The sequence below is a fragment of the Anditalea andensis genome (assembly GCF_000714815.1).
GTDB lineage: Bacteria > Bacteroidota > Bacteroidia > Cytophagales > Cyclobacteriaceae > Anditalea > Anditalea andensis.
Genome location: NZ_JMIH01000023.1, coordinates 309,369 through 327,565, shown reverse-complemented (window position 1 = coordinate 327,565; position 18,197 = coordinate 309,369). Strand labels below are relative to the sequence as shown.

Genomic DNA, 18,197 nt, shown 5'->3' with positions numbered 1-18,197 from the left:
AACAATGGATGCTAAAATTCTAATAGAATCGTTTGCAGAATTTGCAAGATCTAAAAATGTTGATCGGCCTACTATGATCCGCATCTTAGAGGATGTGTTCAGAGCTATGATTCGTAAAAAATACGAATCTGATGATAACTTTGATGTTACCATCAATGCAGATAAGGGTGACCTGGAGATCTTAAGGATACGAGAGATAGTAGATGATAATTCGGAAGATATTTGGGATCATGATAAGATCAGTTTATCCGAAGCCAGAAAGCTTGAACCTGATTTTGAGATCGGGGAAGAGACCTACGAGAGAATAGAACTGGAAGATTTTGGCAGAAGGGCTGTCATGATGGCCCGACAGACCTTGATCCAAAGGATCAAAGATCTGGAAAAAGATATTTTGTTTCAGCAGTACGAAGAGCTGGTGGGGGAAATCATCACTGCTGAGGTTTACCAGATATTGGGAAGGGAAATTTTACTGATGGACAGTGATGGCAATGAGCTTATACTTCCAAAGAGTGAGCAGATCCCAAAAGATAGATTTAGAAAAGGTGATACTGCCAAAGCTATTGTCCACAAGGTGGAAATGGTGAATGGCAATCCGCGCATTATTCTCTCAAGAACTTCACCTATATTCCTGGAGAGGCTATTTGAAAATGAAGTACCTGAAGTGTACGATGGCCTGATCACTATAAAGAAAATAGTAAGAGAGCCAGGCGAAAGGGCTAAAGTAGCTGTGGAATCCTATGATGACAGAATCGATCCGGTAGGAGCATGTGTCGGTATGAAGGGAAGCAGGATACATGCTGTGGTGAGAGAGCTGCAAAATGAGAATATAGATGTAATCAATTATACGGATAATCTGGATTTATATGTTTCCAGAGCCCTCAGTCCTGCCAAAGTAAGTTCCATTCAAGCCAATGAAGAACAAAAGAGGCTATCTGTGTTTTTAAAACCGGATCAAGTATCTTTAGCGATAGGTAAGGGAGGTTTTAATATCCGTCTGGCCAGCAGGCTGGTAGGGTATGAAATTGATGTGTTCCGGGAACTTTCAGAATATGAAGAGGAGGAAGATGTTGACTTAAGTGAATTCTCTGATGAAATCGAGGATTGGGTGATCCTGGAACTTAAGAAAACCGGATTAGATACTGCTAAGAGTGTATTGGCACTAACCAAAGAAGACCTTACCCGAAGGACTGAACTGGAAGAGGAAACCATTGACGAAATCTTCAGAATATTAAGAACAGAATTTGAACAGTAGGTATTAGCGTCATATTATTAATAAAGGCGTTATATTTGCACCATAAAAATAATTAGCAATAGGTTTTAGCGTATGTCAGAAGAAAAAATGATGCGATTAGGCCAGGTAGCCAGAAAACTCAACGTAGGTATTTCTACGCTGGTGGATTCTATGGCTAAAAAAGGATTTGATGTAGAGAGCAACCCCAACTCCAAGATCACGGAGGACCAGTTTCATATGCTGGCCAAGGAGTTTAAGTCCTCTGCAAAGGAAAAGGAGGAGGCATCCAATCTTTCCATAGGCAAACGTCATAATGAAACGTTTACCCTCAAAGCGGAATCCGAATCTGAGCCTGAGAGAGAAAAAAAACAAGAACAACCTGTAAAACAGGCTCCAAAAGCTGAGGAGAAGAAAGAAGCTGACAAGCCAGAAGCTGAGAGAGTTTCTGCAGAAGCCCCTAAGCTACAGGGTATAAAAGTAGTGGGCAAAATCGATCTGGACAGGAAAAAGCCTGTAGAAAAGAAAGAAGAGCCTAAACCAGAACCAAAACCAGCTCCTACCCCTGCGCCACCAGTATCAGCTCCACCAGCTGCCAAAGAGGAGAAGGAAGTAAAAGCTGAAGTGAAAGCTGAACCTAAGAAAGAAGAGCAATCTTCCCCAGAACCTAAGGCTGTGAAGCCTCAGTCTCAAGAAATCGCAAAACCTGAATCTTCTGAACCAATCAAGGAGCAAGCTCCCAAACCAGCAGCTCAAAGTGATACTCCTGCTAAGACTGAAGCTCCGGCTGAAAAGCCTATCAAAACACCATCACCCGTAGCGGAAAAGCCGAAAGAAACGCCGAAAGAAAAGCCTATTGACAAACCTGTAGAAAAATCAGAGGACAAACCGGCCGTTCAAGAAAGTAAACCTGCTGAAAGTGTCATTTCTGCAAAAGCGGATGCGCTAAAGGGACTTACTGTACTGGGCAAAATTGAACTACCAAAGGATAGGCCTAAGAAAAAGTCCAAACCTGTGGCTTCATCCGATGAAAAGGGCAAAGAAAAGAAAAAGAGACCTCGTAAGAGAATAGATAAAAAACCTGGTGAAGGCCAACCAAGAACAGGCGGAGCGCCTGGACAGGGCCAAGCACCAAGACCAGGTCAGGCCGGAACACCAAGGCCTGGAGCAAATACGCCAGGCGGATCCAGACCGACCACCCAGGCTGCTAAAAGTGCAGCAAATGCAAACAGGGTAAGAGGTACCGGCCAGTATGGTAAAACCCAAGGTGGAAACCGATTCCAAAAAGCAGAACCTACTCAAAAAGAAATCCAAGATCAGATCAAGCAGACACTTGCTAGACTACAGGGTGGAGGTAAATCCGGAAAAGGAGGTAAAAACAGAAGAGATAAAAGGACTGAACGGACCCGTGATAGCGAGGAAGGAGTAGAGGAAACAAAGATCTTAAGGGTTACCGAATTTATTTCGGCCAATGACCTTGCCTCTCTATTGGATGTGTCTGTTAATGAAATTATCTCTGTATGTATGTCTTTGGGTATGTTCGTTTCGATCAACCAAAGACTGGATGCTGAAGCTATCACCATAATAGCAGATGAATTTAACTATGAAGTAGAATTCTCTAAAGCTGATGATGATGAAAATGAAATCATCATAGAAGATGATCCCGATGATTTAGTAGACAGGGCGCCTATCGTGACCATTATGGGTCACGTGGATCACGGTAAAACATCACTTCTAGATTATATCCGTAGTGCAAAAGTGACATCAGGTGAGGCTGGAGGCATTACCCAGCATATAGGCGCATATGATGTGATGACTGATAACGGACATAAGATCGCATTTCTGGATACGCCAGGTCACGAGGCATTTACGGCCATGAGGGCCAGGGGTGCTAAGATCACTGATGTGGCTATCATCGTAATCGCCGCTGATGACAGCATCATGCCACAGACCAAAGAAGCCATCAACCACGCCCAGGTAGCTGGTGTGCCGATGATCTTTGCGATCAATAAAGTGGATAGGCCAAATGCAAATCCTGAGAAAATCAAAGAAGGATTAGCTAATATGAACCTACTCGTAGAGGATTGGGGTGGTAAATATCAGTCACAGGAAATTTCTGCCAAGACAGGTCAAGGTATAGATGACTTATTGGAAAAAGTACTTTTGGAAGCTGAAATTCTTGAATTAAAGGCAAATCCAAATAAAAATGCCGTCGGTACTGTAGTGGAAGCCTCTCTTGATAAAGGAAAAGGTTATGTATCTACACTAATGGTACAGGCTGGAACTTTAAAGATTGGTGATATCATGCTGGCTGGTGAACACTATGGACGTGTGAAGGCCATGTTTGACCATACCGGTAAAAAAGTGAAAGAAGCTGGTCCTTCTACACCTGTACAGGTACTTGGACTTAGTGGAGCGCCACAGGCGGGTGATATCATCAAGGTATATGATACTGAAAGGGAAGCGAGAGAAATCGCCAACCAGAGAGGTCAGATAAACCGAGAGCAGAGCATGCGTACCAAGAAGCACATTACCTTGGATGAGATCGGTAGAAGATTGGCCATCGGTAGCTTTAAGGAACTTAACATCATCATCAAAGGTGATGTGGATGGATCTGTGGAGGCACTTTCCGATTCTTTATTGAAACTATCAAAAGATGAAGTAAGTGTAAATATTATACATAAAGGTGTTGGACAGATTTCAGAATCTGATGTATTGCTAGCCTCAGCATCTGATGCGATCATACTTGGTTTCCAAGTGAGACCATCAGGCAATGCCAAGAAGATAGCCGAGCAGGAAGAGATCGAAATCCGTCACTACTCCATCATCTATGATGCTATCAACCAGATCAAGGATGCCATCGAAGGTATGCTGGAGCCTACTTTCGAAGAAGTCATCACTGGAAATATACAGGTGAGAGAAATCTTCAAAATCACTAAAGTGGGTACAGTAGCGGGTTGTTATGTAACTGACGGCTTCGTGACCAGGAAGAACAAGATCAGAGTGATCCGTGACGGTATCGTAATCCATGACGGTGAGATCGATCAGCTGAAGCGATTCAAAGATGATGTAGCTGAAGTGAAAGCCGGATACGAATGTGGTATATCTATCAAAGGGTATAACAACATCGAAGTAGACGATATCATAGAAGGCTACACCATGCAGGAAATAAAGAGAAAAAAATAGAAATTTCGGATATCTATTTATATTAGGGGCAGTTTTACTGCCCCTTTTTGTTGGGTATAATTGCTAATGAGTATGCTGTAATGCTACAAGCCTTTTCGATCATATTACTATTACTGGTCTACCTGTCCTTATTTTTTATCTTGATGGGGATGATCAGACCGGTGTACGTGCTTTGGTTTCTTGACAGAGGAAACCGCTTAAAAGTCATTTATATTTATGGAGTAGCGGCATTATCATTTTATGTCCTCTATCATCTGCTATCAATCGTCTAGATTAAATAGATGACAAAAAAAGGACGGCTTTCAGCCATCCTTTTTTTAATACATCCTTCCTTTCACTTAGCACCTGTTTTCTTCATAATACTACCTTCGTATTTTATTTTGTTGGATCCACACCCATGTTATACCAGGCAAAAGAAAACTTGTCTGCCACTTCATCTATGATTTTGCTGGTGGGTTTTCCAGCGCCATGGCCAGCATTGGTTTCAATCCTGATCAGAACCGGTTGGTCTCCGGCATGAGCATCCTGAAGATGGGATGCAAATTTAAATGAATGTGCCGGAACTACACGGTCATCATGGTCAGCAGTGGTGACCATAGTGGCAGGATATGCTACTCCTGGAGTAAGATTATGAACAGGGCTATATTTTTTAAGATACCGGTACATCTCTTCGCTGTCATCAGCTGTGCCATAGTCATATGCCCAACCGGCACCAGCGGTAAACTGATGGTATCTAAGCATATCCATCACTCCTACTGCAGGAAAGGCTACTTTTGCAAGTTCCGGTCTTTGGGTCATGGTAGCACCTACCAATAATCCACCGTTACTTCCGCCGCTGATGGCAAGGTAATCCGAAGAAGTATAGTTTTGGGAAATCAGATATTCGGCAGCGGCTATGAAGTCATCAAATACGTTTTGCTTTTGAAGTTTAGTGCCTGCTTTGTGCCATTTATCGCCATATTCTCCGCCACCTCTAAGGTTAGGTACTGCATAAATACCGCCTTTGTCCAACCAAACGGTATTGGCTACGCTGAATGAGGGAGTAAGGCTTACGCCAAATCCACCATAGGCATATAACATTGTAGGGTTTTTGCCATTCAGCTCAAGACCTTTTTTATGCGTAATAATCATGGGAACGCGAGTTCCGTCTTTACTTGTAAAAAATACCTGCTTACTTTCATAGTCATCGGGATTAAACTTCACGTCCGGCTTGATATATAATTCGCTGTTTCCTGAAGCTATATCATATTTATAGATAGTGCCCGGTGTGATATAGGATGTAAATGAATAGTATAGATGATCTTCATTTTGCTTGGCCGAAAATCCTCCCGCAGTACCTACGCCCGGTAGCTTTATGGTCCGCTCTTCCTTTCCCTGAAGGTCGAACTGCTTCACTTCTGTAATGGCATCTTTCAGGTAAGAGGCAAATATTTTTCCGCCGCCGGTAGATGGGCTCAGCACGTTTTCCGTTTCCGGTATAAGGTCGGTCCAGTTTTCAGGTGCCAGTTTAGATATATCCGTTTTTACAATCTTGTTATTCGGAGCATTCAGGTTGGTAAAGATAAATATGGAATTATCTTTGGAGTGGATTACATAATGGGTGTTTTCCATCCCTTTTACCAATGGGACAATCTTTGAATTTGGATCTTTAAGATTTTGAAAATACAGCTCATTGCCTGTGGTACTATTGGCCGCAGAAATGATCAAATACTGCTGGTCTTCTGTGACATTGGCACCTACGTATCTGCGGGGATCATTGTCATCACCAAAGATGAGTTTGTCTTCAGACTGGTCTGTACCCAGTTTATGGTAATATAATTTATGGTTATTGGTTAATGCAGATAATTTACTTCCTCCCGGTTTTTCGTAAGTGCTGTAGTAAAAGCCTTCATTGCCTTTCCATGCGATACCGGTAAATTTAGCATCTTGGATCTTATCTTTTTTCAGTTCTTTTGTCTTGGTATCCATTACATAGATATCCCTCCAGTCAGATCCTGCTACCGATACGGCATATGCAAATAAGGATCCATCCTTGGTAAATCCGGCACCTCCGAGTGAAGAAGAGCCATCTTCAGATAGCTTGTTGGGATCTAAAAATACTTCTTCCTTACCGTTTTCCCCTTTCTTTCGGTAGAGGATAGACTGATTTTGTAATCCATCATTTTTGGAGAAATAAGTGTATTCGCCATATCTGGTAGGGGCACTAACTTTTTCATAATTCCAGACTTCTTGGAGCTGCTCCCGGATCTGGTCTCTGAAAGATATTTTACTGAGGTAATCGAAAGTGAGTTTGTTTTGCTCTTTTACCCATGATTTCGTCTCTTCAGCATTGTCATCTTCCAGCCATCTATAGGGATCTGGGACCTTTTCGTTCCAGTATTCGTCTACATGATCTGATTTAAAAGTGGAGGGATAGGAGAGTTTCATGTCCATTTGTGCATATGCTCCAGCTGTCATGGTGAGGCAGGCTGCAGCACTTAGTATTATTTTTTTGTTCATAAAGACATTTGTTTTTTTTATGGATACTGTAAACCAAAATCTATAACGTATGTCAAGATTTTGAGGTTTAAACAAAAATACCATAATTAATGGGAATACTATAAAACATCCAATTGGACAAATGGAAGTCTCAAAAAAAATGGTGCTGTAGGTGGTTTTTAAATGCGTTAAAGACATGAAAAAAGTAAGCCAAGACATTATATTTTCTAAGTGTCTTAGCTTACTTTGGATAAATGTTTATATATAAACTATCAATCTATCCATTCAAAACCTAAATAAGGAATGAGAACTTCCGGCATTCTGATGCCTTTTTCCGTCTGGTTGTTTTCTAATATTGAGGCTACTATTCTGGGTAATGCGAGTGCACTTCCATTGAGCGTATGGGCTAGGGTGGTGGTTTTCTTTTCCTCCCCTTTAAACCTTAATTTTAGGCGGTTGGACTGGTAAGTTTCAAAGTTGCTTACAGAGCTTACCTCAAGCCATCTTTCCTGTGCGGCAGAATATACTTCCATATCATAAGTTAAAGCAGAAGTAAAACCCATATCTCCACCACATAGTCTGAGTACCCTGTATGGTAATCCCAGTTTTTGAAGGAGAGACTGTACGTAAAGGCTCATATCTTCCAGGGCTTCATAGGATTTGTCTGGATGTGTGATCTGAACGATCTCGACTTTATCAAACTGGTGTAACCTGTTCAGTCCTCTTACATGTGCTCCCCAGCTGCCGGCTTCTCTTCTAAAGCACGGCGTAAAACCTACATTTTTTATAGGAAAGTCACTTTGGCTAAGAATAACATCCCTATATAAATTAGTAATGGGCACCTCGGCAGTAGGGATGAGGTATAGATTATCCGCCGTAGCTAGATACATCTGTCCTTCCTTATCGGGCAATTGCCCCGTAGCATATCCAGATTCTTCATTTACAAGTATGGGAGGCTGTACTTCCATATATCCCTGCTGAGCTGCTTCATTTAAGAAAAAATTAATTAAAGCTCTCTGCAGTCTGGCTCCCTTACCTTTATATACCGGAAATCCTGCTCCTGCTATTTTTACACCTAGATCAAAATCGATGATGTCATACTTTTTTATCAGGTCCCAATGGGGCAGTCTGCCTTCATAAAGTTGAGGTATGTTACCGTTTTCCAATACAACTTGGTTATCTTCAGGCGTTTTTCCTGCAGGAACACTGCTGTGTGGAATATTGGGAATGGTATATAGCAATTGTTTCAGTTCTTCTTCAGCGATGCTATATCTAGTTTCCAGGTCTTTGATAAGACCTTTGATCTCTCCTGTCCTTAGTTTTATCTTATCAGCATCCTCTTTTTTTCCTTGCTGCATGTATTGACCGATCTTTTTGGAGATGCTGTTGGATTCCGCCTGAAGCTGGTCTCTTTCCAGTTGTGTGTCCCGCCTCTTTTGATCTATTTCCAATACTTGCTGTAAGATATTTTCTGCATTAGGGAAGTTCCTTTTCGCTAATCCTGACAAAACAGTTTCGTAATTGTCTTTTATCTGATGTACCTGTAACATTTTATGTGATTTCCGCTGTTTAACCAAAGGCAAATATAGTAAAATCAAGAGGAGATATAAGACTTAACTATATATTGTGCATGAAGCAAGCTTTGGAAAAAAATCTATTAAAATGAAAAACAAAATGAGTTTATCCATGTATATAAAGATAAATATCAAATAACTTGTCTAATAACGGATTAAGCTACTATAAAATTTGCGTATTCCAATTCCTTATAGTATTATTGCAAAGTCACAGTAGCAAAGTTTCCGGTCCCGGAAATTTTTAATTATCCTGAAGACCTTTTTGTTTCCCAATCAAGACATTTCATAATACTTACTTCAATTCATACCATCGAGTAATTACAGCTTTTTATGTATAACATAGAAGAACTAAAAATCAGGTTGTTATCTGAATTAAAAGAGATAGCAGAAGAAATGGGGGTTAAAAATTTTAAATCCCTAAAAAAAGAAGAACTGGTTTACGCCATTTTGGATCAACAGGCAATCACGCCGGAAAAAGCCCTCCCTAAGAAAAAGCCCTCCAAAGTAGAATCAGAAGAGCCAAAAGCCGAAACCCCTTCCTCTTCTGAAAATAAAACAGCAACATCGGAAGAGCCTTCAAAGCCAAAGTTTAAGCGTCAAAATGTGACAGAACTTCCAAAAGGGGAAGTCGCTAAAGAAGCTTCTAAACCAGAAGAAAGAAAAGAGGCACCCAAAAAAGCATTTAAAAAAGAAGAGCCTAAAAAGGATAACGCACCTAAGGCTGATTCTACTAAAGAAAATGCGATCAGTGTAGATACTAAAAAGGCTGAATCAAAAAAAGAAGATGCCAGAAAAGACCTACACAAAGATGCAGGTAAAGAAGTACTTAAAGAAAAATCCACAGGAGATATAAGAGATCCTAAACCAGCAGGGGAAACCAAGTCAGAAGAAGAGGGGCAGACCCGATCATTCAGACCCAGAAAAAGAGCTGTGGAAGATGATGCTCAGCCCACCTTGCCTCAAGAACAGGATCAACAGCCAAGAAAGAGAGAAGCGAGAGACAATAATCCTGGTACTGCCACCCAAGAAACTCCTACCCCTAAGAGAAAGACAAATATCAGCATTAAAGATTTTGATGGCATCATCGAAAATGAGGGAGTGCTAGAGATCATGTCTGATGGTTATGGGTTTTTGAGATCGTTGGATTATAATTATTTGGCCTCTCCTGATGACATTTACGTTTCACCTTCGCAGATCAAACTTTTTGGGCTCAAGGTAGGTGATAATATAAAAGGTCAGATCCGTCCTCCCAAAGAAGGCGAAAAATATTTTGCCCTTCTTAAAGTTGGGACAGTAAACGGTAAAACTACTGAAGAGATCCGTGATAGGATTCCTTTTGAATACCTTACACCATTGTTTCCTGAGGAAAGATTAAACCTTACTACCAAGGCAGATAATATGTCCACCCGTATAGTAGATCTATTTGCTCCGATAGGTAAAGGACAGCGAGGTATGATAGTAGCACAGCCAAAGACAGGTAAGACTGTGTTGCTACAGAAAATAGCTAATGCTATAGCCGAAAACCATCCTGAAGTTCATCTTATGATATTACTGATCGATGAACGTCCTGAAGAGGTGACAGAAATGGCCAGATCAGTAAAAGCTGAAGTAATCTCTTCCACTTTTGACGAGCAGGCAGACCGTCACGTAAAGGTAGCTTCTATGGTACTGGAAAAAGCCAAGAGAATGGTAGAATGCGGTCATGATGTGGTGATACTTTTGGATTCTATTACCAGGTTAGCACGTGCCTATAATACTGTGGTGCCATCATCTGGTAAAATACTTTCAGGTGGTGTGGATGCCAATGCACTTCATAAACCCAAAAGATTTTTTGGAGCAGCAAGGAATGTGGAGAATGGTGGCTCATTGACCATAATAGCTACAGCACTTGTAGAAACAGGATCTAAAATGGATGAAGTAATCTTTGAAGAATTTAAAGGTACCGGTAACATGGAACTTTCTCTTGATAGAAAACTTTCTAACCGTCGAATTTATCCTGCTATTGATGTACCGGGATCTGGTACCAGAAGAGAGGATCTGCTTATGGACAAAGAAGAAATGCAGCGCGTTTGGATTTTAAGAAAACTGATGTCAGATATGACTTCCCAAGAAGCAATGGAATTCCTTCTTCAACGAATGAAAGGTACCAGAGATAATTCTGAGTTTCTGATCAGTATGAACAGCTAAGCAACTAAAATTGACTATATTGTACCACAAAAGCATTCCTACATGGAATGCTTTTGTCATTTTTGCCCTTTCAGAGAGGGTATTTGGTAGTTGGTTAAAATTTCCCCTCGGTATCATTGAACTTCCCTTTGATACTATGTCCATCTTGTTTGGTGACTTTACCATGTACAGTGATCTTCGAATCATCGCCTAGAAATTCAATTTTAGCATTTTTGTTAATAAAAAGGTTGCCATATATAACCACATTGCCTTCGACTGTAAATCTTTCATTTATGATCATGCCCGTATTTCTGCCAAATGAACCTACCGTCAAATTTCCACGCATATTAAATGAACCTTTAGGATGCACGCTTATGAAATTTTTGATAGATAATGAACCGCAATAGGTCAGTTGATCACTTACTTCCAAACCATCAGCTGCGGTAATACCGGAATAGGCCTGAGGTCTATTGGCTTTTACGATAATCCAGCTGCAGTCATCATAAGCTTTTAAGCCGGCACATCCATTATCGTTGATCTGATGAGTAGTGTTAATTCTAAGTATATGTGTTCCAGATTTTTTTGATGAAGCTATGATGTATTGATTGCTGGTTTTAACCATATCTGGGGTTGCTTTTAGTTCTAAATTCCCTAGTTCCTCAATTACATGGTTATGCTTCAATTCGAATATGCTCATCCCTGCGGCCCCATTTGCCATCAATAATAATTTGTCATTTGAAGAAATATGTTGAGTAGAATGAGCTTTATTATTGGGGTCTTTTTGGGGGATGTTTAATTTAGTCATTTGATTGGCCGAAGATAGGTCATATACAGTGGATCCTAAACTTCCTTCAGAAACATAAAGCAGACCATTATGGGCCTCTATGGACAAAGGAAGATGACCGCCCATCTTGATAGTTTTTATGATATTTAATGAATTGGGATCTAATAAGCTTATTTCTCCCTTTTCATTTAAGGCCACTATTCTATTGGATGCATAAACTACCTGCTTTAAATCCGGGAAATCCATTTCTTTGACTATGGCTGAATTACTTTTGTTAAGTAAAGAGATGATGCCTTTATTAGAGCTGGATGTGATGATATGGTTATCGCTTACAGATACGCCAGTGGCATGTTCTCCTTTTAAGGGATCTATTCTGAAATCTCCTGAAAACACTCCGTTTGAGGTGCTTACTGTAATTATGTTTGCGCGGCTTTTTAATTTTGGATCTGAATCCATGTTGAAGGTCGCGGGTATATATAATTTACCCTGAGAGTATTTTACATCATTTAAACTTGCATTCGTAAATATGGCCTGGCTCATGATTTTTGGCTGGCTTTGGGAAGAAAGATCCAATATCTCTATGGCACCTAGGTACAGGTTATCATCTCCTTTATAAGTGATAAATGCATGGTTGTCAAAAATATCTATCCCTGTAAGGTGAAGAGTATTTCCTTCAAATTTTGGAAGATTGATTTGCCCGATCATTTCTATAGGCCATGAACCTGGGATTTTACTATCCCCGCTTTTCATGTACTTACCGGTAGGATTGTTTTTAGAAATGATTCCAACTACCCCAATACCATCTTTTTTAACCCTACTGTTTAAATCGGTCGAAGTATTAAGAACAATATGTTCATCATTATTAAACAGTGGGAGCTGGTCTTCCTCTTCTTGGCTGCAGGAAAACAATAATAATCCTACGAGTACATTTAATAGTAATGGATGCTTCTTCATAAAAATTTGAAATCAAATATTTGCCCAAATAAATAGTATAATTTCTATTAAGACAATATTTTATACCAATATTATTTATTTATAGTAATAAAAATTGTAATTTATAATATTATTCAATTTTATATTTTGTTTGAATAGATGTTATTGTTGTTAGAGCTGAAAAAAATGGATTTTGAATGTAGACTATTTTTTTTCCAAAAATAATGCAGGTGTTTTATATATATTCTTCAAAAAGGGGTTATTCCATCTATTAAGATATATTTAACCATGTAATATACAAATACAGGGAATGGATTAAATCAATATGCTTCCTTCTTAGGCCATATTTTGTTAAATTTGTATACATTTTTAATATACTGTCCCGCATGAAGCAACCTCTAGAAATATTAAAAAACTTTTATGGCTACAATGGATTTAGAGGTAATCAGGAAGCTATAATTAACACCGTAATGGCAAAGCAGGACACCATCGTCCTTATGCCCACCGGTGGTGGGAAATCAGTATGTTATCAAATTCCTGCTATGGTATTTGATGGGTTTACATTGGTCATTAGCCCTTTAATAGCGTTAATGAAAGACCAGGTAGATGCCCTGAATTCAAATGGGATTCCAGCCGCTTTTATGAATTCTACCCAGAGCCAAAGTGAACAAAGGTATGTGTCACAAGCAGTAATACAAGGTAAGATCAAATTACTATACGTTGCTCCCGAACGATTGTTTTCTGGAAATTCCCCCTTATTGGATTTTCTCAAGCAGGCCAATCTATCGTTGATTGCTGTAGATGAAGCACATTGTGTCTCTCAATGGGGCCATGATTTCAGACCGGAATATCTGAAAATAGGCGATCTTCGAAAACATTTTTCTAATATTCCTTTCATAGCTTTGACAGCTACAGCCGATAAGCTTACCAGACAGGACATTTCAGATAAACTTGGCTTTAAATCCCCAAAATGGTTTATTTCTTCTTTTGATAGGGAAAATATTACATACAAAGTCGCTCCTAAACAGCAATCTTTTGACAAGCTCTTGGAGTTTTTGGAAAGTCACCAGAAAAATAGCGGCATCATCTACTGCCTATCTCGTAAGCAAACTGAGGAAACCGCTGAAAAACTCCAGCATGCAGGACTTAAAGCTTTAGCCTATCATGCCGGACTGCCGCGTGAAGTAAGGGATCAAAACCAGGAAAGGTTTATTAAAGATGAAGTGAAAATCATGGTGGCCACTATAGCCTTTGGTATGGGGATAGATAAATCCAATGTAAGATTTGTGGTCCATATGAATATGCCCCAAAATATTGAAGGGTATTATCAGGAAACCGGTAGAGCCGGGAGGGATGGCTTGCCCAGCGATGCGCTTATGTTTTTTAGTGTAGGAGATAGCATTACGCTGGAACGCATGTTAGAAAAGGCAGATAATCCTGCTTATATAAAGGTAATGAAAGGTAAACTTGCCAAGATGAGGACATATGGCCAGACCAATATCTGCAGAAGGAAATACCTGATGAATTATTTTGGCGAGGACCACCCTGATCATTGCGGAAATTGTGATGTTTGTTTTGGTAGGGACAATCAGCGGGATATGACCGTTCCTTCCCAAATGCTACTTTCTGCTGTGGCGAGACTGAATGAAGCATTTGGGTTAGGATATGTTATTCTTGTTTTAAAGGGATCTAAGTCCAATAAGATACAAGATGAACATAAATCATTATCAGTGTTTGGGATAGGGCAGCATCAAACCGAAGTTTATTGGAAAGAATTGGGAGCCCAGCTAATAAAAGCAGGATATTTGGCAGAAGCTGGTAATACTTTCCCCACATTAAAGTTGACTACCCTGGCATGGGAAAAGCTTAAGAAGAAAGATAAAATATTATTAGCCTCAGAAGCTACTTTCACTACTACCAAAAATATTTCCCAACACGATGAGGGACTTTTTGAAAAACTAAAGGTTTTAAGGTATCATCTAGCTCAAAAAGAAGGGGTACCTCCTTATATTGTGTTTTCTGATGCTACTCTGGTAGAATTGGCCACCTATTTTCCGGTGAAGGAAAAAGACTTATTGGATATCACCGGGATAGGTCAGGTAAAAGCACAAAGCTATGGTAATGCTTTGCTGGAAGTAATCCAGGCATATGTTAAAATGCATGGCTTAGAGCCACGTAAAAAATTGGTATCAAGGAAATCTCCCTCCAGATCCGGAAGCACCGCTATAAGTGATACAGAAAAAATCACTTTGCAATTGTATAAAGACGGATTAAACCCTTACCAGATTGCAGAAAAAAGAGGGATGACCTCTATGACCGTAGAGAATCATATCGTAACCCTTGTTAAAAATAAAAAAATAGCAGCGGAAACCATATTGTCCAAAGATGACATTTTGACTATCAGGCTATTTTATAGACGTTTGGAAGATATGAAGCTCAAACCTGTCAAAGAAAATTTTGGAGATAGGTTTTCTTATTTTCAGATTAAAGTAGCGCTAGCCGAAGCATGATCGATAGCTGATTTAAAACCTTTTCTAAAGGTTAATTTTTAAGGTCATTCAACACTTATCTAAGTGATAAAATTGCTAAAACAATGAAAATTCAAGTTTGGTGGTGAGGAGTTCCAATGCTTTCATCGCTTTAAGTGAGTTGCCTTTTTCGTTTAATTGAGGGCTGAATGCGGCCACGCTGAATTTGCCAGGTAGTACAGCTGCCACACCACCTCCTACACCACTCTTACCGGGAAGGCCTACCCTAAACGCAAATTCTCCAGATTCGTCATAAAAACCGCAGGTCAGCATCAGTGAATTTATCCTTTGGTTATGGCTTTGAGAAAGTATCCGTCTTTTTGCGAATATGCAATATCCATCATTGGCAAAGAAACTAAAAGAACGTGCCAAATCTATACAGTTCATCTCCAAAGAGCAGGCGTAAGTATATACATCCAGCACCCTGTCTATATTGTTGTTAAAATTATTATGGGCTTTTAAGAAATGGGCCAAAGCCATATTACGGTCTGAATGGTCAATTTCCGATTGGTGAACCAGCTCATTTACTTTTACGGATTTATGTCCTGTGATGTCATTTATGAAGTCAATGATATCTTTTTCGGGATTTTCATACTTAGAGACCAGGGCATCGGTGATCACCAGAGCACCGGCATTTATGAAGGGGTTTCTGGGGATGCCCTTTTCATATTCCAGCTGCGCTACTGAATTAAATGGATTGCCACTAGGCTCCACATTGACACGGTGCCATAGTTTACTCTTAAATACATGCATCACCATGGTGAGGGTATGGACTTTGGATATGCTTTGTATAGAAAATTCCTTTCTATAATCTCCGGCTCCATATATATTTCCCTCCAGATCTACAAGGGCCAGTCCAAAAAGTTCAGGATCTATATCAGCTAACTGAGGAATATAATCTGCCACTTTTCCTTTTAGTCCCATCGATGAGACTTCCTGATATACTTCATCTATCAAAGCTTGATAATCCATAAAAATATAATTATATAAGATTAGGTTAATTTTATTATGTAAAGATTAGATACAATCATTGTTCCCAATATCGGAGCCTATAGCATTAGTATGTAATACCATAGACAATAGACTTCTATGTTACTAGGATTATTAATGAAACAGGGCTTTTCTATGTTTGTATTTAAAATTCTGGGTTAGATATTCTCGCATATGTTTAGGTGCGTTATGTCTTTATATTGGGAAGATGGTATGATTTAACCTATCCATTTACCAAACTTTCCCTCTTGATAATCCCTGTAAGATTCGGATATTTCTTTCTGCGAATTCATTACAAAAGGTCCCTGTGCCACTATCGGTTCATTAAATGGGGCCGAGTGTCCAAAAATGATATGGGCATCACTTGAAGCACCTATTAAAATCGCTCCTCCTTCATCTGTGAACTCTACTAAATGACGTAATTTGATATCTTTACCGTTTACCTCTACCGAGCCTTTTACGATATAAAAAAATACATTTTCCCCCTTTGGAATTTTTTTAGTGAAGCCTCCGCCCTTGGTCATGGAGATGCTGCTAAGAAATATGGGGGTTAAAGTAGGGAATGACCCCTTATGTCCATCCCATTCCCCTGCTATTAGCTGCACCTGGATATTTTGGCTGTCCAGGGTGAAACTGGTTATTTCATTTTTTTGTAACCCTATATATCTTGGTTCCACCATTTTATATTTGGAGGGTAAGTTTACCCATAGCTGAAGTATCTCCAGATCACCACCAATGTCCTTGAATTTTGTAGAACTTACTTCAGCATGGATCAGCCCTTTGCCGGCCGTCATCCATTGTACCCCACCTGATTCTATGACTGATTCATGCCCGCCGGAATCTTTATGCATGATATCACCTTCCAATATAAATGTGACTGTCTCCATGCCCCGATGTGGGTGGGGTCCAAATGGCAAACCGTTGTTACCTTTAGGGTATACCTGATGACCATGATGATTTAAAAATAAAAATGGATCTATATGCCTTAATTCGGCAGATGGTAAAGGACTATAGGTGATAAGGTCCGCTATAGGTTTTAAAACTGCAGAATGTATTCTTTTAATTTTTAGCATAGTTTAGGTATAGTTATATTCATTTACCCCGCATGAGTAGCAATTGTTTGAAAAATCGGGAATAAATTAAAAAAAGCTTGAATATTATCAAGCTTTTCAAATCTTACTATTTCAGCCATGCTAGGCTGATTTCATCAGGTGTCTTTAACCTATCGGCTAACCTCATATATCTGGAGGCCAGACCAGAAAGATATTCCTGGGCTTTTGCAGCTACATCATTGAGTCCTGTTTTGGACTCAACTTCCCATAATTTTACCAAATGGTCTATTATCCTGGCATAGTCCCATCCTGTATACACCCCTATTTTTTGGGTTATGGCAGAGAACTGGTTAAATAAAGAAGGATTGGATCCTCCATCTCCCATCAAAACTGCAGGCATTACGATCTGCTTTCTCATCATGGTTTCGAAAGCAATCATGGCCCCACTAGGATCTATATCAAAGATTTGGGACATAAAAGATTTGTAGGCCTTTTCATGTCGGGCTTCATCTCCTGCTATGGTTTTACAGATTCGGGAAAGCACATCATCACCTGCTTTATCCGCAAGTTTTCCTGTGTTGACATGGGATACTTTAGTAGCTCTTTCTTGGAAGGAAGTATAAATAATGGCTTGATAGGGATCTTGTTCAGATCGTGGGTCAAATCCATTATAGATCAACCTGTGAATGGTTTGCTCTACTTTTTTCATATCTGCCCTGCCTGAAAGGTAAAGATATTTATTAAGCAGATCGCCATGCCTGTTTTCTTCTGCAGTCCAGGCTTTGGACCATCGCACCCATCCAGAAGGGCTTAGAAGATTTCCTTCGGGGTTAATTCCCTCCAAAAGATTGAAATATGTCTGATAACTGGGAAGGGCTTCTTCAGTGATCATATTTCCTATCAGGGAGGTAATAACGGTATCTGGGATAGCGGCACATCTTTCCTGAAGTAATTTAACCTGGTCCAACGCATCCGGTTGAGACATGTCAGGAAGGAAATCAGTGGGCTGCCAACAATCATCTGGATCTACAAGAACGGTGTCCACCGTTTTGCCTACGAAATCATCAAGTTGGCTGATGACCTCAATGTTTTTTTCTAATTCGTAATTAGTTGTTTGCGTTTTCATAATCTGTCGATTTTCCTTCTGCTGACGGCTATATGTTTTCTTATGAGCTACTAGGGTAAGTTAAGCTGTAAGTGCCCGAAAGTAATAAGAGGCCTTACTAATTTTTATCCGGCAATTTAAGGATAATAATAATTTCCACATGCCATGGAGCA

General features: G+C 39.8%; 10 protein-coding genes. 4 read left to right on the top strand and 6 right to left on the bottom strand.

The features are described from left to right. Nucleotides 1–4 precede the first annotated feature (4 nt). Nucleotides 5–1,252 (top strand): transcription termination factor NusA, encoded by a 1,248-nt coding sequence (gene nusA / locus EL17_RS15970; RefSeq protein WP_035076213.1) that lies wholly within the window; start codon nt 5–7, stop codon nt 1,250–1,252. A gap of 72 nt (nt 1,253–1,324) precedes the next feature. After that, nucleotides 1,325–4,414: a translation initiation factor IF-2 gene (gene infB, locus EL17_RS15965; protein WP_035076211.1), complete on the top strand. Its 3,090-nt coding sequence runs from the start codon at nt 1,325–1,327 to the stop codon at nt 4,412–4,414. Between the two features lie 375 nt (nt 4,415–4,789). Here the strand turns inward: infB and EL17_RS15960 are convergent, their stop codons facing one another. Continuing rightward, nucleotides 4,790–6,913 carry a prolyl oligopeptidase family serine peptidase gene (locus EL17_RS15960; RefSeq protein WP_035076556.1) on the bottom strand — a complete coding sequence of 708 codons (2,124 nt, stop codon included), beginning with the start codon at nt 6,911–6,913 and terminating at the stop codon, nt 4,790–4,792. Nucleotides 6,914–7,164: 251 nt separating this feature from the next. Next, nucleotides 7,165–8,442: a serine--tRNA ligase gene (serS, locus tag EL17_RS15955; RefSeq protein WP_035076209.1), complete on the bottom strand. Its 1,278-nt coding sequence runs from the start codon at nt 8,440–8,442 to the stop codon at nt 7,165–7,167. A 354-nt stretch (nt 8,443–8,796) separates the two neighbouring features. Here serS and rho point away from each other — a divergent pair, with 354 nt between their 5' ends. After that, nucleotides 8,797–10,653: a transcription termination factor Rho gene (rho, locus tag EL17_RS15950; RefSeq protein WP_035076208.1), complete on the top strand. Its 1,857-nt coding sequence runs from the start codon at nt 8,797–8,799 to the stop codon at nt 10,651–10,653. A gap of 94 nt (nt 10,654–10,747) precedes the next feature. On the opposite strand, the gene EL17_RS15945 is transcribed toward rho, so the two are convergent. Beyond that, nucleotides 10,748–12,370: an LVIVD repeat-containing protein gene (locus EL17_RS15945; RefSeq protein ID WP_035076206.1), complete on the bottom strand. Its 1,623-nt coding sequence runs from the start codon at nt 12,368–12,370 to the stop codon at nt 10,748–10,750. A gap of 365 nt (nt 12,371–12,735) precedes the next feature. On the opposite strand from EL17_RS15945, the gene recQ reads away from it, so the two are divergent. After that, nucleotides 12,736–14,859 (top strand): DNA helicase RecQ, encoded by a 2,124-nt coding sequence (recQ, locus tag EL17_RS15940; protein ID WP_035076204.1) that lies wholly within the window; start codon nt 12,736–12,738, stop codon nt 14,857–14,859. Nucleotides 14,860–14,934: 75 nt separating this feature from the next. Here the strand turns inward: recQ and EL17_RS15935 are convergent, their stop codons facing one another. The 3 genes from EL17_RS15935 to EL17_RS15925 form a co-directional block, all read right to left on the bottom strand. Next, nucleotides 14,935–15,849: a glutaminase gene (locus EL17_RS15935; protein ID WP_035076202.1), complete on the bottom strand. Its 915-nt coding sequence runs from the start codon at nt 15,847–15,849 to the stop codon at nt 14,935–14,937. A 236-nt stretch (nt 15,850–16,085) separates the two neighbouring features. Beyond that, nucleotides 16,086–16,940, bottom strand: coding sequence for a pirin family protein (locus EL17_RS15930; RefSeq protein WP_035076199.1), 855 nt, complete (start codon nt 16,938–16,940; stop codon nt 16,086–16,088). 106 nt (nt 16,941–17,046) lie between these two features. Further along, the gene (locus tag EL17_RS15925; protein WP_205623566.1) at nt 17,047–18,045 is read right to left on the bottom strand and encodes an acyl-ACP desaturase; all 999 of its coding nucleotides are present in this window, start codon (nt 18,043–18,045) and stop codon (nt 17,047–17,049) included. Nucleotides 18,046–18,197: the final 152 nt, after the last annotated feature.